This is a genomic window from Myxococcus hansupus, assembly GCF_000280925.3.
Classification (GTDB): Bacteria; Myxococcota; Myxococcia; order Myxococcales; family Myxococcaceae; genus Myxococcus; species Myxococcus hansupus.
In genome coordinates this window covers 3,358,322-3,377,635 of sequence record NZ_CP012109.1, presented here as the reverse complement: position 1 = coordinate 3,377,635, position 19,314 = coordinate 3,358,322, and the positions used below count along the sequence as shown (strand labels likewise).

General features: G+C 69.8%; 14 protein-coding genes. 5 read left to right on the top strand and 9 right to left on the bottom strand.

Features of this window, described 5'->3' with window-relative positions; genetic code table 11:
• Positions 1-130 precede the first annotated feature (130 nt).
• Positions 131-649 carry a hypothetical protein gene (locus A176_RS13190; RefSeq protein WP_002638460.1) on the top strand — a complete coding sequence of 173 codons (519 nt, stop codon included), beginning with the start codon at positions 131-133 and terminating at the stop codon, positions 647-649.
• Complete coding sequence (locus A176_RS13185; RefSeq protein WP_044889123.1) at positions 646-1,215, top strand: DUF4123 domain-containing protein; 570 nt, start codon at positions 646-648, stop codon at positions 1,213-1,215. Before A176_RS13190 ends, A176_RS13185 begins: the two co-directional genes overlap by 4 nt.
• 61 nt (positions 1,216-1,276) lie before the next feature.
• Here A176_RS13185 and A176_RS13180 read toward each other — a convergent pair whose 3' ends face one another.
• The 8 genes from A176_RS13180 to A176_RS13145 all read right to left on the bottom strand — a co-directional run bounded on the left by A176_RS13180 (position 1,277) and on the right by A176_RS13145 (position 10,886).
• Positions 1,277-3,061 (bottom strand): hypothetical protein, encoded by a 1,785-nt coding sequence (locus A176_RS13180; protein WP_002638462.1) that lies wholly within the window; start codon positions 3,059-3,061, stop codon positions 1,277-1,279.
• A gap of 191 nt (positions 3,062-3,252) precedes the next feature.
• On the bottom strand, positions 3,253-4,245 hold the full coding sequence (locus tag A176_RS13175) for a cysteine synthase A (RefSeq protein WP_002638463.1): 993 nt from the start codon (positions 4,243-4,245) through the stop codon (positions 3,253-3,255).
• A gap of 47 nt (positions 4,246-4,292) precedes the next feature.
• The gene (locus A176_RS13170; protein ID WP_002638464.1) at positions 4,293-5,525 is read right to left on the bottom strand and encodes an ABC transporter permease; all 1,233 of its coding nucleotides are present in this window, start codon (positions 5,523-5,525) and stop codon (positions 4,293-4,295) included.
• A gap of 4 nt (positions 5,526-5,529) precedes the next feature.
• Entirely contained in the window at positions 5,530-6,768 is a 1,239-nt protein-coding gene (locus A176_RS13165) for an ABC transporter permease (RefSeq protein ID WP_002638465.1), read from the bottom strand.
• Positions 6,765-7,520: an ABC transporter ATP-binding protein gene (locus A176_RS13160; protein WP_044889122.1), complete on the bottom strand. Its 756-nt coding sequence runs from the start codon at positions 7,518-7,520 to the stop codon at positions 6,765-6,767. The genes A176_RS13165 and A176_RS13160 overlap by 4 nt, the downstream gene beginning before the upstream one ends.
• Positions 7,517-8,776: an efflux RND transporter periplasmic adaptor subunit gene (locus tag A176_RS13155; RefSeq protein ID WP_002638467.1), complete on the bottom strand. Its 1,260-nt coding sequence runs from the start codon at positions 8,774-8,776 to the stop codon at positions 7,517-7,519. The genes A176_RS13160 and A176_RS13155 overlap by 4 nt, the downstream gene beginning before the upstream one ends.
• Entirely contained in the window at positions 8,773-10,185 is a 1,413-nt protein-coding gene (locus A176_RS13150) for a TolC family protein (RefSeq protein WP_002638468.1), read from the bottom strand. The genes A176_RS13155 and A176_RS13150 overlap by 4 nt, the downstream gene beginning before the upstream one ends.
• Complete coding sequence (locus tag A176_RS13145) at positions 10,182-10,886, bottom strand: YIP1 family protein (protein ID WP_226994299.1); 705 nt, start codon at positions 10,884-10,886, stop codon at positions 10,182-10,184. Before A176_RS13145 ends, A176_RS13150 begins: the two co-directional genes overlap by 4 nt.
• Before the next feature lie 217 nt (positions 10,887-11,103).
• Between A176_RS13145 and A176_RS13140 the strand changes: the two genes are divergently transcribed.
• Positions 11,104-13,635 (top strand): AAA family ATPase, encoded by a 2,532-nt coding sequence (locus A176_RS13140; RefSeq protein ID WP_002638470.1) that lies wholly within the window; start codon positions 11,104-11,106, stop codon positions 13,633-13,635.
• A complete protein-coding gene (locus tag A176_RS13135) occupies positions 13,632-14,501 on the top strand; it encodes a Rossmann-like and DUF2520 domain-containing protein (RefSeq protein WP_226994298.1) in 870 nt (289 codons plus the stop codon). Before A176_RS13140 ends, A176_RS13135 begins: the two co-directional genes overlap by 4 nt.
• Here the strand turns inward: A176_RS13135 and A176_RS13130 are convergent.
• Complete coding sequence (locus A176_RS13130) at positions 14,485-15,810, bottom strand: hypothetical protein (RefSeq protein ID WP_002638472.1); 1,326 nt, start codon at positions 15,808-15,810, stop codon at positions 14,485-14,487. The two genes, A176_RS13135 and A176_RS13130, sit on opposite strands and share 17 nt — an antisense overlap.
• Positions 15,811-15,909: 99 nt before the next feature.
• On the opposite strand from A176_RS13130, the gene A176_RS13125 reads away from it, so the two are divergent.
• Positions 15,910-19,314 (top strand): hypothetical protein, encoded by a 3,405-nt coding sequence (locus A176_RS13125; protein WP_021780926.1) that lies wholly within the window; start codon positions 15,910-15,912, stop codon positions 19,312-19,314.

Here is a 19,314-nt window from a genome sequence, read left to right as displayed (position 1 = left end):
CCCGTGCAACGGCGATGTCCCCCCTGTGCGCCTTCCGAGGAATGTTCGTGCAGATTTCGTGCAGGTCGAGGTGCACCGGCAGCCTGTCCCGGGTACACTTTGAGGCCGTTCCGCGCTTGAGAAGGCCCTCATGACCGTCCCTGGAATTGGCTTCCCTGGTCCCTGGCGGCTCCGCTCGGGAGCTGAAGAGTACGAGCTGGTCATCGTGCGCGCCGTGACGCCGCTCGAACCCGAGCAGTGCGCTCCGGCCGAGCTCATCACCTGGCAGCTCGACCACTGGATGCGCTCCGCCAGCCGGGCCCTCTTCGAGATGTACGAAGCCCTGGGCGGAATCCTCCCGTGGAACCTGAGTTCGCTGGAGCGCTCGCGGCAGGAGACCCGCGTGCGGGAGCGGCTCGTCCAGGCGCTGGAGCGTGGCGAGCTGGTGGCCCTGCGCGTCGAGCGCCGCGCCGCCGCCTGGGCCTGGCCCGAGGCCATCGTTCCCCCGCCCCGCCCCGAGCCGGACGTCATCCCGATGGCCCGCCCGCCCGTGGAGCCCTTCACCCTCTTCCCTGATCCGGCGCGCCAGGCCGAAACGCTGCGTCAGGCCGCCGCGGCGGGCGTCCCGTTCTGCGAGGAGTGCGAGAAGAAGCAGCGGGCGGCGGCGTGAGCGAACCGGTCCCCCAACTCCCTGGGTTGTTGAAGTGGGTGCGTCAGGCCACCGAGGAGGCGCCCACGTCGGCGCTCTACGCCATCCTGGATGGCGCCCGCGCCCCCAACATCCACCGGTTGGTGCTCAACTGCGGGCTGACGCACTCCTGCCTCTACGCGGGGAAGCTGCCTCCGGAGCTGGTGGAGGTGGCGCCCTACCTGGTGCAGTTGAGGCCCGGCGCGCCCGCGACGGAGCAGTTGATCGCCGCCGGCTGGGGCAAGAGCTGGGGCATCTTCGTGCAGAGCCCCGCGCACCCGGACGCGCTGCGCCGGCACCTGCGGCGCTTCCTCAAGGTCAAGGACGCCAACGGCAAGGCGCTCGTGTTCCGCTACTACGACCCGCGCGTGCTGCGCGTCTACCTGCCCACCTGCACGGACGGCGAGCTGGACTTCCTCTTCGGCCCCATCGAGCAGTACTTCGCCGAATCCGAGGATGGCAACAGCATGCTCGCCTATGCGCGCCGTCCCGAGGACGCGCCGCTGGACGCGCCGCCGCTCTCCATCCTCCCGACGCCGCTCGTCTGAAGCGCGTGGCCCCACCCGGGGCGCACCCATTCACCGGTGCGCCCCAGGCACGTCCACCGCGTCAGTGCGCGGCGGTGATGGCCCGGTCGAACGCGCGCGACAGGCAAGCCTGGTTCGCCACGCTGTCCAGGTTCTGGGCCCGCATCCGAATCTCGAAGAACGGACGGTTCACCGAGCTGACGACGGGGTCCTGCACCCAGTAGGGCGTGGTCGGGGACGCCATCCCCGTGGCGAGGAACGGCGACAGCCCGCCGTGCTGGTTGATGTGCATGAAGCCGGTGTTCGTCTCGCGAGCGTGGCAGCCGTTGCACGTGTTGAGCGAGAACTGGTGCCGGGCGTCGTTGTTCGCGATGCCCGTCGCGCGCCAGAAGGCGCTCGGCACCGTCGAAATCCAGGGGAACGCGCCCAGGAACGGCGTGCCCGCGGTGGGGTACGTCGCCGGAACGGTGTAGGTGCCAGCGAGGATGGCGGAGGTGTTCGCGTTGACGAAGTCACGCAGCACCGGCGTGTTGTTGTGCGAGTCGCCCGGCGTCATCACCGTCGGCTGGCCCTGCAGGCGGTTGGCGGAGATGCCCGAGCCCATCAGGTGGAACTCGCGCAGCTCCCACGGGTAGCGCAGCCACTCCTCGTTGGTGCGAATCTGGTTGATGGCGCTGCCGTTCGGCTTGCGGGGCGCCGCGTTGCGCGTCACCACCTGCTGCGTGAGGTTGGCCAGGGCCGCGTTGTAGGTCGGGCTGCCCAGCGCCATGAGGGGCGAGGACAGGTCCAGCCACTGGCGGGCCCACGTCTGGACGGCGGAACAGCTCGCGTGCGGCACGCCGTACTCGAAGATGACCAGGAAGGGCCGGACGGCACACGTCGTCGCCGTGCGGTCCACCGCGGCGAAGACGAAGCGCAGCTCGCCCGCGTTGCCGGACGCATACGCAGACGGGCCTCGGTTGCCGCCCAGGTCCAACCGGTTGACGATGGCCACCAGCTTGAACGGCGACCGCGTCAGGTCCAGCGCGCCGCTCACGCGGGGCCACGGCGACAGGATGAACGAGTTCATGGACGGACGCGCCGGCACCGTCCAGCCATTGATGTTCTGGTTGACGGTCCACTGCCGCAGCCAGTGCTCCGTCAGCACGGGCGGCGACACGTGCGTGTTCGCCATCTCCCGCATCAGGTGGTTGAACGTCCACACGCCGTTCGGGTTGCCGACGTTCGAGCACGGGTCATACGTCCGCGTCGGGTCGTTGATGACGGACGGATGGTTGATGATGAGCGAGTTCGCCGGCTTCACCGCGAACGAGATGCCCACGGGGGTGATGGGAATCGGAACGCCGGGCTTGAAGATGTCGGCGGACAGCGGCGTCAACGCGCGCTCGGACACCAACGCGCGGTTGTCGAACGTCGCGAACGTCAGCGGCGTCTGGGGGTTGCGCTCCTGGAACTCACGGATGCGCGACTGCGTGGCCTGCAGCGCCACGAAGTCGACGTCGCCAATGGCGGAGAACACGCCGTCGCCGGCCTTCTCGTCACCGTCGACACCGCGGTCGTTGAGGACGAGCTGCTGACCCGAGTCCGATACGACGGGAATTTGCTGATGAATCTGCGCTTGTCCTTCCGCGAGCCGCGCGCGGATGAGGCTGCGCGTCTTCGCCGACAGCACGCTGTCGAGCGCGATGGCTTCCATCGAGTCGACGATGGGCGCGCCGGGAACTTCCTGCGCCTGCTCCTGCGCGGCGGCGGGCGGCTCCTCGGATGAGACACTCTCGGCGCCACCACACCCTGCCAGCAGGGATGCGGCGAACACGCCAGACCAGGCACGCAACATGCCTGGAACCTTCTTGCCAGACTGCTTCATGGGGGACTCCTCGCGGGTAGACAGCACCGCCGTGCTGTGCACCCCACAGGCCAGAGCCCGCCTTCACGAATGCCTGGGCAGGTCTGTCATTCCGAGCCGCGAGAAGTGACGCGACACGATACATGACCTCCCGCCGTGTAACGTCAGCCGTCACAGCGGGCGGGCCATGGCCAGCGCTGCGGGCTTCGGAGTCAGTCCACGGGCAGCGGCTTCACCTGGAGCTGCTTGGACGCGAGGAACTCCGGGTTGAACACCTTCGACGCGTAGCGGCTCCCGTGGTCGCACAGGAGGGTGACGATGCGCAGGCCCTCTCCCCGGTGACGGCGCGCCAGCTCCCACGCGGCCCGCACGTTGAGGGCCGCGGAGGTCCCCACCACCAGCGCGTCCTCGCGGGCCAGGTGGTAGAGCATCTCCACCATCTCCTGGTCGCCCAGGCGCATGGCCTCGTCCACGCGCGCGCGGCGGAAGTTCTCCGTGAGGCGCATGATGCCGATGCCCTCGGTGATGGAGGAACCGGGCCCTTCCATCTTCCCGTCGCGCACGAAGTGGAAGAGCCCCGAGCCCGGAGGATCCACCAGCACCACGCGCACCGCGGGGTTCTGCTCCTTCAGGTAGCGGCTGATGCCGGACATCGTCCCGCCGCTGCCCACCGACGCGACGACGATGTCCACGCGCCCCTCGCACTGCTCCCAGATTTCGGGCCCCGTGGTCTCGTAGTGGTAGTCGCCGTTGGCCGGGTTCTCGAACTGGTTCGCCCAGAAGCCGCCCTGCTCTTCCGCCAGCACGCGGGCCTGGTGGAAGAAGTGCGCCGGGTTGGAGAAGGGCACCGCGGGCACCTTGCGGACCTCCACGCCCATGGCCTCGAGCAGCTCGTACTTCTCGCGCGCCTGGTTGTCCGGCATCGTCACCACGACGCGGTAGCCGCGCTCGCGGCCCAGCAGCCCCAGGCCAATGCCGGTGTTGCCCGCCGTCCCCTCGAAGATGGCGCCGCCGGGCTCGAGCAGGCCCTGCGCCTCCGCGCGCTGAATCATCCCCTTGGCGGCGCGGTCCTTGATGCTGCCGCCGGGGTTCATGAACTCGGCCTTCGCGAGGATTTCACACCCCGTCTGCCGGCTCAGCGAGCCGATGCGAAGCAAGGGCGTATTACCAACGGAGTCCCAAAGCGTACCGATGCGAGGCGCCATGGGACGTCCTTAACGCGACGCGCCCTCCCCGTCACCGGGAACGGCGCTCAATCCGCCCGCATGGCCTCCACCGGGTCGAGCTTCGCCGCCTGGGCCGCCGGGTAGATGCCGAACAGCAGCCCCACGCCGCAGCTCATGAACAAGGCCAGGCCCACCACCCAGGGCGGCACGTGCATGGGGAATCCCAGCATCCAGTTCCCCAGGAACACCAGGCCAAACCCCATGCCCACGCCGATGGCGCCGCCCATCAGCGCCAGCAGGATGGCCTCGGTGGCGAACTGGCCCAGGATGCGGCGCTTGCGCGCGCCCAGCGCCTTGCGCACGCCAATCTCCCGCGTCCGCTCCATCACCGAGACGAGCATGATGTTGAGGATGCCAATGCCGCCCACCACCAGGGACAGCAGGCACACGCCCACGCCCGCGATGGTGATGACGTTGGAGAGCTGGTTGAACGACGCCGTCACGGACTCGTTGGTGTGAATCTCGAAGTCGTTGGGCATGTTCGCCGGCACGTCGCGGCGGCGACGCATCAGTGCGGACACCTCGTCCTGCGCCTTCTTGAACAGGTCCGGGTCCTTCGCCTGGACGCTGATGTCCAGGGAGCGCGCCTTGCCATAGAGCTGGTGGAAGGCGCGCAGCGGAATCATCACCTGGTTGTCCATGCTGAACATGCCCAGCATGCTGCCCCGCTTCTGGAGCAACCCGATGACGCGGAAGGGCCGCCCCTTGATGCGCACCTCGTGGCCCACCGGATTCATGCCGGGGAACAGCGCGTCCGACACATCCGTGCCCAGCAGCACCACGTGCCGGCCGTCCAGCGCCTCCACTTCGTTGAAGTAGCGCCCCGCCTGCACCGACACGCCGCTGACCACCGGGTAGTTGGCGGGCGTGCCGAAGACGCGAACGGACGGGCGCGTCTCGGAGCTCGGCGTCGACAGCTTCTGGCCGCCCTCGTCGTCGGTGGGCACCACCGTGCCCACGGACGGGCACGACTCCTCGATGGCGCGGGAGTCCGGCATCTCGAAGTCCTGCCGCTTGGCGTACTTGGCCCAGTTGATGCGGCCGAAGCCGCCCGCGGGCCACTTCGTCACCTGGAAGGTGTGGGCGCCCATGCGCCCCATGTCGTTGTTCACCTTGATGCGAAGGCCCTCGATGAGCCCCATCATGGTGATGACCGTCGCCACGCCGATGACGATGCCCAGCAGCGTCAACAGCGAGCGCAGCGGGTTGCCCAGGAAGGTGCCCAGGGCCAGCCGCAGGTTGTCCAGGAACGCGCGCATCGGGTTACTCGTAACGAAGGGCTTCCACGGGGTCCAGGTTCGCCGCGCGCGCCGCCGGCCAGATGCCGAACAGCAGGCCCACCAGCGCGGCGAAGCCCACCCCCGCCACCACCGTCATCGGCTGCACGTCCGCCGCCAGCGGCGTGACGAGCGACACCACCTTCGCCGTGCCCAACCCCACCGTGGTTCCCAGCAGGCCTCCCACCGCGGACACGCTGGAGGCTTCCATCAGGAACTGGAAGACGATGGTCCGCTTCCGGGCCCCCAGGGCCCGCCGCACGCCAATCTCCCGCGTCCGCTCGCGCACCGACACCAGCATGATGTTCATGATGCCGATGCCGCCCACCAACAGCGTGATGAGCCCCACGCCCACGGCCACGCCATACAGCGCGCCCGTGAGCTGCTCATACGTCTGCGCCATGGCCTCCGGCCGGTTGATGGAGAAGTCGTCGTCCACGCCCGGCGGCGTGGAGCGCACGCGGCGCAGGATGCCCACGAGCTGGTCCTCCGCGGCCCGCACCTGGGAGGCGTCCTCCACCGCCATGGCGATCTCGAAGCCTCGCCGGTTGCCGAAGCTCGAATAGAACGTCTTGAACGGGATGAAGACGATGAGGTCCAGGCTTTCGCCCACCATCTTCCCCTTGCGGCTGAGCGTCCCCACCACCTGGAAGGTGCGGTTCTCGATGCGGATGGTCTGCCCCACCGGATTGACGCCGGGGAACAGCCCGTCCACCACGTCCGCGCCCAGCACCGCCACCGGCCGCGTCGTCGTGTCGTCCGCCTCGGTGAGGAAGCGCCCGCCGGTGACTTCGTAGCCGGAGATGTTGAGGTACTCGTGCGTCACGCCCTGGATGCGCACGGTGGACATCTGCTCGCCGCCGTGCGCCACGTCGGCCAGGCGCTGCACCGACGGCGACATGGACGTCACGAACGGCGCCAGCGTGCGCAGGCGCTGCACCTGGTCCAGGGTGAAGTTCTTCCGGTTCCGGTAGCGCCACCAGTCGCCCTTGATCATCCAGGGGAACTTGGAGACGTACATCGTGTTGGCGCCGAAGGTGGCGAGCTGCTGGTGGAAGGACGTGTTGAGTCCCTGGATGATGCCCACGATGGCCAGCAGCGTGGCCACGCCAATGCCAATGCCCAGCGTGGTCAGCACGGTGCGAAGGCGGTTCGCCTTCAGCGAAAAGACGGCGATGCGTGCGCCCTCCAAGACATCCACTCGGAAGGCGGACGGACCGCTCATGCGCCACCCACATTGAGCACGTCGGACGCCGTCCCCATGGCCACCTCGCGTCCATTGCCGTCGGCGACAATCTGACCGTCGCTCAGCCGGATGGCCCGGGGACACCGGGCCGCGAGCTTGGGCTCGTGGGTGACGAGCACCAGCGTGTGGCCCGCCTGATGGAGCTGCTCGAACAGGCGGACAATCTCCTCACCGGTGGCCGAGTCCAGGTTGCCCGTGGGCTCGTCGGCCAGCAGCATGGAGGGCTCGGACACCAGCGCGCGGGCAATGGCCACGCGCTGGCGCTGACCACCGGACAGCTCGTTGGGCCGGTGGTGCATGCGGTGGGTGAGCTGCACCTTGTCCAGCGCCGCCCTCGCCCGCTCGCGCCGCTCCCGAGCCCCCATCCCACGGTACACCAGCGGCAGCTCCACGTTGGCCAGCGCCGTCTCCTTGGGCAGGAGCTGGAACGTCTGGAAGATGAAGCCAATCTCCACGTTGCGGATGACGGCGAGTTCGTCATCGCTCATCCGCGACACGTCCTTGCCGTTCAGCATGTACCGACCGCTGGAGGGCGTATCCAGGCAGCCGAGCACGTTCATCATCGTGCTCTTGCCGGAACCCGACTGGCCAATGATGGCCACCCATTCACCCCGGCCGATGCCGAAGGAGACCCCGCGCAGGGCGCGGACCTCCTCGCCACCCACGTGGAAGACGCGGGTGATGTCCTCCACCTGGATGAGCTTTCCCGCGCTGCCGCTGGCTGCACTCACGACTTGCGACCGCCCTTCATTCCGGCGCCCTGCTCGGGCTCGCGCACGATGTCGCCGTCGCTCAGCTCCTTCGACAGCGTCCGGTACGGACCTTCAATCACCCGGTCCCCGTCGTTGATTCCGGTGAGGATCTCCAGCTCCGTGTCGGACGCGATGCCCGTCTGCACCCGGCGGACCTGCGCCTTGTTGTTGGCGTCCACCACGAACACCACCTTGGCCAGCGACTCCGTGCGCTTCGCCGTCAGGCCGCCACCCTCGATGGGGGCCTTGTAGTCCGGCAGCGTGCGCTCCGAGCGCACCGTCACCGCCTGGATGGGCACCAGCACCACGTCGTTGTGCGTCTCCGCGGAGATGCGGGCCTCGGCGCTCATGCCGGGCAGCACGTTGGGCGGCCGGGTGTCCAGCGCCACCGTGATGGGGAAGCTCGTCACCTCCGCCTCGGTGCCCTCGTTCTTGATGAGCGCCTTCTGCGCAATCTCCACCACCGAGCCCGAGTACGTCTGGCCCTCCAGCGCGTCCAACGTGATTTCCGCGGGCTGGCCCGGCTTGAGGTGGACCACCTCGTGCTCACCCACCTCGAACTTCACCTCCATGGCGCTGAGCGCGGCGATGGTCATCACCACGTCCTCGGAGAGGTCCGAGCCACGCACGCGCTCACCCACCTCGCGCGACAGCTCGATGACGTTGCCGTCGATGGGCGACAGCAGCGTGGTGCGCTGCAGGTCCGTCTGCGCCTGGTCCACGATGGCCATGTTCCGCGCCAGCATCTGCTTGGCGGCCGTCAGCCGCGCATCCGCCGTGCTCTTCTGCGCCCGCACCGTGTCCACCTCGGCGGCGGAGGCCAGGCCCTTGGTCGCGAGCTCCTCCACGCGCTTGAACTCCAACTGCGCGCGGCCCACCTCCACCTCCGCGACCTGCACGTCGGCGCGCGAGGCGTTGAGCGACGCCAGCGCCTGCTTGTGCGCGGCCTGATAGAGGCGCGGGTCGATGCGGCCCAGCACCTGCCCCTTCGACACGGCCTCGCCGTCCTTCACGGACAGCTCCACCAGGTCGCCGGAGAGGCTGGACGAAATCTTCACCGTCGTGGCCGCCTGCACCTTGCCCGCGCCCGTGATGGTGCGGGTGATGGTGCCCTTGCGGGCCTTCGAAAGCTGGACTTCGAGCGACGGCGGCGGCCGGTCCTTCAACCCGCCCGCGGTGATGGCAGCGGCTCCCAGGAACAACGCGCCTGCAATGGCACCCTTCCACCACTTCATTTCGATTCTCCCGGGCTCAGGGCGCCCATGGCCCGCAACAGCGTATAGCGGGCGATTTCGACATCGATTCTGTTTTCCAGCAGCGCCAGCTCGGCCCGCGTGAGGCTGAGCTGCGCGTCACGAACATCCAGGGTGGAGCCCGCGCCAGCTTTGAAGCGCGTGTCCTGGACGTTGAGGCCCAAGGCGGCGGCCTCGACGTTCTGCGCGGCCAGACGGGCGGCCTCGAGCTGGGCCTCCAGCCTGCGGTGCGCGGCGCGGACCTCGCCCTCGATCTCCCGAGCGGCCTGCTCCAGGTTGAGCTGCGCCTTGCGCGTGTCCGCCTCGGCGCGGCGGGTGCTCGCCGGCGTGGACAGCCCGGTGAACACGTCCCAGCTCAGGCCCACGGCCGCCGAGAAGCGGTTCTGCAGGCGCGGCTCGGTGAACACCAGCGTCGCGTCCGGACCACCACGGTTGTAGAGGCCCTGCGCGATCAGCCGCGGCAGGTACTCCGAGCGGGCAATGGACTGCTGCAGCTCCGCGGCGCGGATGCGCAGCCCGAGCGCCTTGAGCAGCGGCCGGTTCACCCGGGCCGACGCCAGCGCCTCGTTGATGGACGGCGCGGGAGGCGGCTCGGTCGTGAGCACCCCCGGGTCCTCGGCCGACAGCGCCTCGGTGCCAGGACGCGCCAGCCACACCGCGAGCTGGGTCTGGTCCGCGACCAACTGCCCCAGCGTCGACGTGTAGTTGATGCGGTCGGTCCCCAGGTTCACCTGCGCGGTGATCTCCTCGTTGCGTCCGGTCCGGCCCGCCTGGAAGAGGGCCTGGGCGCGCTCGACCTGCTGCTCGCTGCGCTCGACGGTGGCCTTGAGCACGCCGAGCGTCGCCTGGGTGCGGAACAAGGTGAAGAAGCGGCGGATGGCCTCCAGCTCGGAGGTGTCCGCCTCCTCGCGCGCCTGGTCCTTCTGGGCGTCGCGCACCACGCCGCTCTGCTCCAACTGCTTCCAGCGCGCCCGGTCATAGATGACCTGCGTGAGCGACATGCCCAGGTCGTAGTTCTGGGTGCTGGTGGTCGGCGTCTCGACGGCGTTGCGGATGAACTGGCCGGGGTTGGCCGGGTCCGGAACGGTGATGAACTCCTGCCGGCGGCCGAACCAGATTTTACCCGCCGAGGAATCGAGCGAGATCTGGGGCAGCAACGCGGAGCGGGACAGCTTCACGTCCTCGTTCGCGATGGCCACGTCCAGCAGCGCCTGGATGGCGCTGACGTTCTGGCGCCCCTCGCTGCGCACCTGCGCCAGGGAGATGGGCGCGCCCGAGCTGACGGGAGGCGGAGGCGTGACGGGCGCCGCGTCGATGGGAGGCGCCGGCGTGGTGGCGGGCGTCGGAGCCGGAGTGGCCGCCAGCGCGGCCGCGATGACGAACGCGTTCATTGCCCACCCGCCTGTCCCGGAAGCCCGATGAGGAACACGCCCGCGTACATGGCGTACAGCGCCACCGCGAGCAGCACCGCCCGGCCCCGGCGCATGCCCGTGGCCGCCGAGAAGCCCAGGCCCAACAAGGCCGTGCTCCAGAGGTTGAAGAAGTCCACGGAGGACGCCACGCGCTGCATCTTCGGACTCAGCCCTTGCAACACCGCTCCCAGGTTTGACGGCACGAGGTTGGCCACGCGAGACAGTGTCACGGTGTGCTGCGCCGCGACACAGAGGGTGAAGATGAGGTGATAGAGCGCGATGGGCAGCAGCGCCAGCACCGCCGCCGACAGGAGCTGCTCGAACGGCGCCGGCCGGTCGAAGAGCCAGCTCACCACCCAGAGGATGCAGGCCAGCAGCAGCGCCATCAGGGGCATCAGCAACATCCCCTTGGCGATGCCGCCCACCAGCGCCTTGCGCGACTCGGTCTGAATCTTGTCGAGCAGGTCCGCCTCCGACAGCCCCGTGAGCTGACCAGAGCTCTGGAGCTGGCGGATCACATCCGGGGTGGCGTCCCACCGGAGGGAAAAGAGTGTCCCGGAAGCGGACACGCACAGGGCCAGGATCAGGAGAGGCCACACCCAGCGGCGCGCCTCGACGGCGGCACGTGTCCCATCGAGGGGGTCGATGAAGACGCGAGCCGGTTGAACGAGAGAAGTCATATGGTGGAGGTCTCGGAGCGAAGTACGTCGCTCGCCCTCAGGCAATTGCCTGGCCAGCCGAAGAAAGGCGCCAAACAGGCGGGCAGGCAGCCAAATTCCGCTGCCGGACGCTTTCTACTCCAGTGCTTTAAGGCACATGTAGCGCCCTGTAGCGGAAATTTTGCTGCCGACCCGGAGAGGGTGTATTGCGCTCGTCTGGCCGCTTGCCGGAGTTCGAATGGTCGATAGCACGGACCTCGCGCAGGTCCTCCACGAGGCGAATGACATCGCACAAAGCGTGGTCCAGAGGGTCACCTCTGCCCACGTGCTCCTGGCGCTGTTCACGGTGGAGAACCGTGCGCAGGTGCTCCTCAAGGAGCGGGGCGTGGACGAGGACGCCATCCTCCAACTCCTGACGTCCGCCCCGGCCGAGCCGGACGGGCTGCTTCGTGAGTTGCGCGAGAAGACCCGCGAGATTGCCTCCAATGTGGGTTCGCAAGAGGCGGACTGCCTCCATCTCCTCATCGCCGTGGCGCGGGTGCGCTGCGCGGCGCAGGAGCTGCTGCAGCAGGCCGGGCTCGACCTAGGCGGCCTGATGCGCGTGGCGATGTCCTACTTCACCAGCGGGCACATGCCGCGCCGGCTCCAACTGGGCCGCGCGTCGGCCACGGGGCCGCGCCCCTCGAACCGCCCCCTGGGCGCCCCGCCGTCCCCCCTGCCCGCCTCGGCCGTCGCCATCAGCCTGCCGCGCTCGCGGCCCAGCGCGCCGCCGCCCTCGCCCTTCACCCTTCCGTCCCTGCCGCCGCGCTACAGCACCCCGGCGCTGTCGCCGCGAGACCTCATCGACGTGGACGAGGAGCCGGAGGCGCTCCCGCCGCCCCCCGTCGCCCCACCGGTGGCTCGCGCCGCCCCCGCTCCCGCGACGCCGCCCCCGGCCGCCGCCCCGTCTCCCGTGGCGCGTCCCGCTGCGCCCGCCTCCGCATCCCCGGTGCTGGACGCCAAGAACTACCCGCTGCTCACCTCGCTGGGCCGCAACCTGAGCCAGGCCGCGCACGAGGGGCGCCTGGACCCCGTGGTGGGCCGCGCCCGCGAAGTCGAGGAGGTCATCGACATCCTGGGCAAGCGCCGCACCAACAACCCCTGCCTGCTGGGCGAGCCCGGCGTGGGCAAGACGGCGGTGGTGGAAGGCGTGGCTCAGCGGCTGCTCGAGCTGCGCGGCTCGCTGTCGGAGAAGGTGCTGGTGGAGCTGGACATGGCCTCGCTCGTGGCGGGCACCCAGCTTCGCGGCTCGTTCTCCGAGAAGCTCAACGCGTTGAAGGACGAGGTCCGCCGCGCCGAGGGCCGCGTGGTGGTGTTCATCGACGAAATCCACACGCTGGTGGGCGCGGGCTCCACGGGTGAAGGCCCCCAGGACGCGGCCAACGAGCTGAAGACGGCCATGGCGCGGGGCGAGTTCCCCTGCATCGGAGCCACCACGCACGACGAGTACCGCAAGTTCATCAGCACCGACCCGGCGCTGGAGCGCCGCTTCACCGCGGTGGTGGTCAACGAGCCCTCCGTCCCGGAGACGGTGGAAATCCTCCGCGGCATCATTGGCCGCTACGAGGAGCACCACGGCCTGCGCTACACGCCCGAGGCCCTGGAGGCCGCGGCGTCCCTGGCGAGCCGCTACGTGACGGACCGCTTCATGCCGGACAAGGCCATCTCCGTGGTGGACCTGGCGGGCAGCCGCTGCCATCGCGAGGGCCGCGAGGTGGTGGAGCCGTCCGACGTGGCGCGGGTGGTGGCCAAGCTCGCGGGCGTGCCCGAGGAGCGGCTGTTGATGAACGACTCGTCGCGCCTCCTCCGACTGGAGCAAGACCTGGCGGAGCGCGTCATCGGCCACTCGGAGGCCGTCACCCGCATCGCCAAGGTCATCCGCCGCAACTACGCCGGCTTCGCGTCGCGCCGCCCCATGGGCAGCTTCCTCTTCCTGGGCCCCACGGGCGTGGGCAAGACGGAGATGGCGCGCGCGCTGGCGGACGTGCTCTTCGGCAACCGGGACGCGATGGTGCGCCTGGACATGAGCGAGATGTCCGAGCAGCACGGCGTCTCGCGCCTCATCGGCTCGCCCGCCGGCTACGTGGGCTTCGGCGAGGGTGGCCAGCTCACGGAGCCGGTGCGCCGCCGCCCGTCCTCTGTGGTGGTGCTGGACGAAATCGAGAAGGCGCACCGCGAGGTGCAGATGCTCCTCCTCCAGGTTCTGGAGGAAGGCCGCCTGACGGACGGCAAGGGTCGGCACATCGACTTCTCCAACACCGTCATCGTGATGACGACGAACCTGGGCGCGGAGGCCTTCTCCCGCACGGGTCGGCCGGTGGGCTTCGGCGCCGACGCGGCGGGCCCCGGCGACGCCATGGACGCGGCCTCCGCGGTGGCGCGCAAGGCGCTGCCGCCGGAGCTGTGGAACCGCATCGATGAGCGGCTCCCCTTCCGCCCCCTGGCGGAGGTGGAGGTCGCGCGCATCGCCACGCTGCTGCTGGAGGAGAGCAGCAAGCGGCTCGCCACCGAGCGCGGCATCGAGTACGTGGCCGGCGACGACGTCGTGGGCCACCTGCTCAAGTCCGGCGGCTTCGACCCCATGCTGGGCGCTCGCCCCATGCGGCAGATGGTGCAGCGGCTGGTGGAAGGTCCTCTCGCGGAGCGCATCCTGTCGGGTGAGTTCGGCTCGGGAGACCGCGTGCGCATCGCCGTGCGCTCCGGGCAGCTCCAGTTCCAGCGGGAGCGATGAGCCCCGCGCCCCGCCGTCGCACCGGAACGTCCGGCCGTCGCCCTCCCGTGGTGATTGTCGGGATGGGCCGGCTCGGCGGCGCGCTCGGGCTCGCGCTGCAGGCGAAGAAGTGGCCCGTGCGCATCCATTCGCGCACGGACGAAGGACGTCAGCGCGCGGAGGCACTGGGCCTGAAGCCCGCCACTTCCGCGGACCTGAAGCGGGCCCGCGTCGCGCTGCTCTGCGTCCCCGACGCCTCGGTGCCCTCCGTCGCGCAGGCGATGTCAGCCACCCTTCCCCGCTCCGCCGCGCTGGTGCACACGGCTGGAGCGCTCTCGCTCGACGCGCTGGGGCCCGCGCGAGGCCGGAGCCGGGGTTCGTTCCATCCACTCTGCGCCGTGTCCTCGCCTCGCGACTCGCTCGTGGGCAGCACCGTGGCGGTGAGCACCCGCTCCCCCGCGCTGCGGGACATCCTCCGGCGCATGGCCGTGGATGCGGGGCTTCGCATCATCGAGGTGCCGGAAGCACACCGCGCGGCGTACCACGCGGGCGCGGTGCTGAGCGCGGGGGGCCTGGTGTCCCTGGCGGACGCGGCCGTGGCGGCGCTGGGCGCGGCGGGCATTGGCCGCGAGGACGCCCTGGCGGCGCTGCTTCCGCTGATGCAGTCGGCGATTCGGGGACTGGAGAGCCGGGGCCTCGCGGGGGGCCTCACCGGGCCCATCGTCCGCGGAGACGCGGGCGTCGTGGGCGCGCACCTGGAGGCGCTCCCGGAGGACGTCGCGCCGCTCTACCGGCTGCTGTCGCGGCGCGCGCTGGGGCTGGCCGGAGACCGGCTGGAGCCCGCGGCGCGCACCGCGTTGGAACGACTGCTTACGCCGTCAGGATGATGGAACCCTGCAGGGCCTTGCGGACCACGGCCAGGGCCTGCTCGGACGCGGCCTCGGCCTCGGTGAGCCGGCGCAGCGCCAGCGCGCCACCCTGAACCTGCGTCACGGAGCGCTTCAGGTCGGAGAGCAGCGTCAGCGCGGCCTGCAGCATCTCCTTGCCCTGCGGCGACTCGGTGGCGGGCTTGCCCGCGGACTTCGCCACGTACTCCGTGAAGCGCTGGAGCGTGTCCGCCGTCTTCGCCGGGTCGAACTGCTCCAGCAGCGACTGGATGCGGGCGGCGTTGATGCGGATGAGGCGCAGCGCGCCCACGCGGCCAAAGCCCGGGTGCACCAGACCGATGTCGCTCATCTCGAAGGCGCCCAGCAGCCCCTCGTCCGGAGCCTTGTGCGCGTGCGGCACCACGTCCACGAAGAGCGGCAGCGGATCCGCGCCCTGGCGGAACATCTCCAGCTCCTCATCGTCCAGCGGCGGGAAGCTCGCCGGGTTGCCGATGAACAGCAGCGGCAGCACCAGGTCGTGCCAGAAGTCCTCGGGCGCCGAGCCCGTGCCACCCACGGTGCCGAACAGGTGCGCCATCAGCTCCGCCAGACGGGGCGCGCGCTCGGCCTGGTCGATGAGCGACTTGGTCGTGTCCAGTCGCTGGAGGGACTGGACAATCTGCCCCTCGAACTGCTGGCGCGCCTCGGGCGGCAGCGGCGGCTGGGTGCGGCCCAGCGCGTTGCGCACGTCCCGAGCGAGCCCGTCCGGCTTCGTCTCCAGGGCGGTGGTCGCCTTCTTCGGGTCCAGCACGACGAACTGGAGGAACCCGGGGTCGAACAGGCGCTGGTAGTCCACCGGCGTCAGCTTCGGGGCCTGGCCCCCCAGGGCCTGGGCGGGGTTGGCGCCAAAGCGGGCCTGCCCCAGCGACTTGCGGATGTCCGCGGCCAGGTCCTCGAGCCGGGCGAGCTTGCCCTGCCCCAGGGAGTCCATCACCGCGCCGAACGGCGACAGCATGATGATGGCCTCGGGGAAGCCCAGCGTGGCCCCCTCCGGCGAGTCCCGGTTGGGGAACCAGAACGCCTGGTGCTCCTGGATGAGGCGCAGGGCGAACGCGCCGGCCAGACCGAGCGCCAGCGTCTGGTGCTCCGGCTTGTTCACCTGGAACGCGCCACCCGTCAGCTTGGCGATGGCGGTCTCGACCTCCGTCCACGGCGCCTTGAGCAAGTCGACCGGCTTGCCTTCGGCCTGCTCGATGGCGGCGGCGACCTGCATCTGTGCGTTGTGGACGTGCTGCGGAACGGGATGCGCCTGGGTGGCGGGTTCGGACATGGCGGAATCCAGACTCGGTAATAAGGGAGGCGACGGGCCCACCCCTTACCGTGAAAATCGCGGTCGTGGCTATGAATTGTGGCCTGTAGGATGGCCTGCATGCCCGCTTCCCGCTGGTGGCTGCGCTGGGCAGTCCTCGCCACCTGTCTCCTGATGACAAACGGCGGGTGTGCTTTCGTCACACCCCGTTTCCCCCAGAACATCCAGGCCTCGTTCGCTCGAGACGAGATGCGCAAGCTCACCACGGAGAGCCTGGAACTCTACTACCCGGCGCACCTCCGGGGGGCCGCGCTCCGCATGGCGTCGCGGCTGGAGGGGTGCGTGGCGAACCTCCGGGAGCAGACGTGGCGAAAGAAGCCGCGGGACCGGGTGCTCGTCTACCTGACGAGCTCCAACTTCAACAACGCGTACGTGGTCCCGGACTACGCCAGCGTGCCCCAGCAGATGGTGATGCCGTCGCACCTGACGCTGGAGCTGTTCCACCTCTTCAACCTGGGCGAGGTGGACGTCGGGGACGTGGCCTGCCACGAGGCCGTCCACTACGTGCAGCTCCAGCAGACGGACGGCGTCTGGGGCTTCCTCAACCTGCTCACCGGCGGCCTGTTCCAGCCCAACTCCTACACGGAGTCGTGGTTCCTGGAGGGCCTGGCCACCTACTACGAGGGCCAGTTCGAGAAGGACGCCGGGCGGCCCCACAGCCCCATTTGGCGCGGCTGGTTCGACTCCGTGGTGCAGGTCAAGGAAGGCCGGCTGAACCCCGGCTACCTGTCGCCCGAGCAGCGGGCACTGGACCCCTTCGGCGGCAACTACATGACGGGCATGCACTTCGTGGAGTACCTCGCGAAGACGTACGGCGAGCCCAAGCTGTGGAAGCTGGTGGATGAACAGGGCGGCTCGTTCGTGCCGCCCATCGCCGTGACGCTGCGCTTCAAGCGCGTGTACGGGCGGGACATCGGGGACCTGTTCCAGGAGTACACGCAGGCCCTCCGCCGCGAGCTGAGCGTGCGCCAGCGGCCGGCGTCGCAACACACCTGGGTCCCGGACGCGGGCTACTTCTCTCGGTTGGCGACGCATGCGGGCAGCGGCGTCAGCGCGACGGTGGGCGTGGGACGGGAGCGCTACTCCCGGCTCACCGTGCTGGAGGCGGATGGCCGTGTGCGCTTCGAGCGTCCCCTGGTGGAGCTGGTGCCCTTGCGCCGCTGGGTGCTGGGCGCTCCGACGCTCGTCAGCGGCATGTCGTTCAGCCGAGATGGCGCTTGGCTGTACCTGGTGATGGCGGACCTGAACTCGGAGGGTGGCTACACGGCCCGGCTGTGGAAGGTGGACGCGCGCAACGGTGACGTGGTCCGCCTCTGGGATGACGTGGAGGGGATGGGCGGCAGCGTCACTCCGGATGAGACGGGGTACGTCTATGTCCAGGTTGAAGGCGACTCGGCGAACGTGGTGCGGCTCAATCTTGAGACGGGGGCACGTGAGGCGCTGACCGCGTTCGCAGCGAGCACCTCCGTGGGTCCACCGGCGGTCGCGCCGGATGGTGTCCGGGTGGTGTTCCCCATCTCGGCGGGTTCGGGCTGGGACCTGGTGCTTCGCGAAGCGGACGGCAGCCTGCGCTGGCTGACGCGGGATGGGCAGTTCAACTACTCGCCGCATTGGTTGGACGAGGAACGCCTCGTGTTCCTCCGCAAGCACGAGGGCCGACTGCAGGCCCACCTGCTGACGGTGCCTACGCGCGAGGTGGTCCGCATCACCGACGCGCCGCACCTGGTGATGGACGCGCATCCGGTGGGTACGGACCAGATCGTGTTCCTCAACCGCGATGGGCTCGACTTCAGCATCGACCGGGCGCCCATCGTGCCGATTGCCGCCGAGGAGGTCGCAGGGGCTGCCGCGTCGTTGGAAGGTCCGGTGCCAACACGGGACACCGCGCCCATCGCGCAGAGCGAGCCCGGTGCGCCTGAGTCCATCGCTGCGGCCACGACGCCGGTCGATGGAGAGGCCATTCCCGATGAAGCGGCCCCACCCGGCACGCCCCCTGGCCTGACCTCCGGAGCCACGTCGCTGGCGCCTGGTGGGGAGCACAACGCGGATGCGCCTCCGACCGCCGCGACTCCCGTGGAACCGGACCAGCCGTTCGTCGCCTTCCCCACGGCCCCCAACGGGTCGCCCGAGACGGCTCCGACGGCTGTGGCACAGAGCCCTCTGACCCCGACGCCCGCGCCGGAGGTGGCGTCGCCCCTGCCTGGCCAAACCGATTCGGCCGCCACGGAGCCCCCGCAGCCTCCAAACGCCACAGACGAAGCGCAGCCCACCTCCGTCGGCACCGAAGCGCCCACCCCCACCAGCAACGACGCACCCACCGCGCTGTCCGGCCTGGATACGCCCGTCATCGCGCCCCCTGACCCGGGCGCCGAGCTCGTCATCCTGTCGGACGAGCCGTACTCGCCGCTGGAGCGCTTCTTCATCCCCGAGTTCCGCCTGCCGTACCTGTACGCGGCGGCCAATCCCGACAACACGGATGAGACGTACGCCATGGGCGGCCTGGCCCTCGCGGGACAGGACCGGCTCGGTCGCCACGCCTATTCCCTGCTGCTCACCTTCGATTCGAGAGACGACGCCCCAAGCCTCACGCTGGCCTACGGCAACGCGAGCCTCGCGCCCTGGTACATCCAGGTCTCCGGCGCACGCATCCGCCAGAACGAGCGCACCGACCTCCAAGCCACGGCATTCGCGTCGCGGACATTCTGGACCACGCCGGTAACGTTCGGCGTGCTCGCGCTGAACCGGAAGTACGACGCCACGGACCGCTTCCCCGCGCTCGAAACGCGCATCATCGGCCCGGAAATCTCCGCCTCGTACTTCGCCGGAGACTCCACCTCGTACGGCAGCACGCAGCGCGGCCTGGGCATCACCGGTGCCGTGGGCGTGTACCCCGGCGCGTTCCTCCGCGACTCGACCATCGCCGACCTGCGCCTGGGCATGGACGGCTTCTTCGGGGGCCTGCCCTTCACGGGGCGCGACAACTTCCGGCTCTCCGCCGTGGGCCGTTTCCTACCGGGCGCGACCTCCGGGCTGCTCCAGGTGGGCGGGCTGACCGCGGGCCAGACTTGGTACAGCAGCCGCCCCAGCCAGCAGACCGAGCCCCTGCCCTTGCTGCTCCAGCCCGGCATCGCCTTCAGCGAGTACCTGCGCGGCTACGAGGACCTGGAGATTCGCGCACGCAACGCGCTCATCGGCTCCGCCTCGTACCAATACCGAGTGCCCATCGACTACGGCTGGGCCTCCACCCTCTGGCTCTTCCCGTCGCTCTTCGTCCGGGACATCGGCTTCGACGCCTTCGGGGCCCTGGCCCGCACGGACAACCGGGCCAACTACGCGGCCGTCGGAGGCTCGGCGTCGCTCCGGCTCACCTTCGGGCAGTCCGTGCCGGTGTCGCTCTACTACCAATACGCGTACCGATTCGAACGCGGCCTGGACCACCTGCACCTCGTCGGGCTGGGCCTGTAA

What these genes read in the sequence shown, in the direction of transcription:
- A176_RS13170 (WP_002638464.1), bottom strand. Translation starts at nt 5,525, where the DNA reads ATGCGCGCGTTCCTGGACAACCTGCGGCTGGCCCTGGGCACCTTCCTG.
- A176_RS13140 (WP_002638470.1), top strand. Translation starts at nt 11,104, where the DNA reads ATGGTCGATAGCACGGACCTCGCGCAGGTCCTCCACGAGGCGAATGAC.
- A176_RS13135 (WP_226994298.1), top strand. Translation starts at nt 13,632, where the DNA reads ATGAGCCCCGCGCCCCGCCGTCGCACCGGAACGTCCGGCCGTCGCCCT.
- A176_RS13155 (WP_002638467.1), bottom strand. Translation starts at nt 8,776, where the DNA reads ATGAAGTGGTGGAAGGGTGCCATTGCAGGCGCGTTGTTCCTGGGAGCC.
- A176_RS13150 (WP_002638468.1), bottom strand. Translation starts at nt 10,185, where the DNA reads ATGAACGCGTTCGTCATCGCGGCCGCGCTGGCGGCCACTCCGGCTCCG.
- A176_RS13190 (WP_002638460.1), top strand. Translation starts at nt 131, where the DNA reads ATGACCGTCCCTGGAATTGGCTTCCCTGGTCCCTGGCGGCTCCGCTCG.
- A176_RS13130 (WP_002638472.1), bottom strand. Translation starts at nt 15,810, where the DNA reads ATGTCCGAACCCGCCACCCAGGCGCATCCCGTTCCGCAGCACGTCCAC.
- A176_RS13180 (WP_002638462.1), bottom strand. Translation starts at nt 3,061, where the DNA reads ATGAAGCAGTCTGGCAAGAAGGTTCCAGGCATGTTGCGTGCCTGGTCT.
- A176_RS13125 (WP_021780926.1), top strand. Translation starts at nt 15,910, where the DNA reads ATGCCCGCTTCCCGCTGGTGGCTGCGCTGGGCAGTCCTCGCCACCTGT.
- A176_RS13145 (WP_226994299.1), bottom strand. Translation starts at nt 10,886, where the DNA reads ATGACTTCTCTCGTTCAACCGGCTCGCGTCTTCATCGACCCCCTCGAT.
- A176_RS13165 (WP_002638465.1), bottom strand. Translation starts at nt 6,768, where the DNA reads ATGAGCGGTCCGTCCGCCTTCCGAGTGGATGTCTTGGAGGGCGCACGC.
- A176_RS13175 (WP_002638463.1), bottom strand. Translation starts at nt 4,245, where the DNA reads ATGGCGCCTCGCATCGGTACGCTTTGGGACTCCGTTGGTAATACGCCC.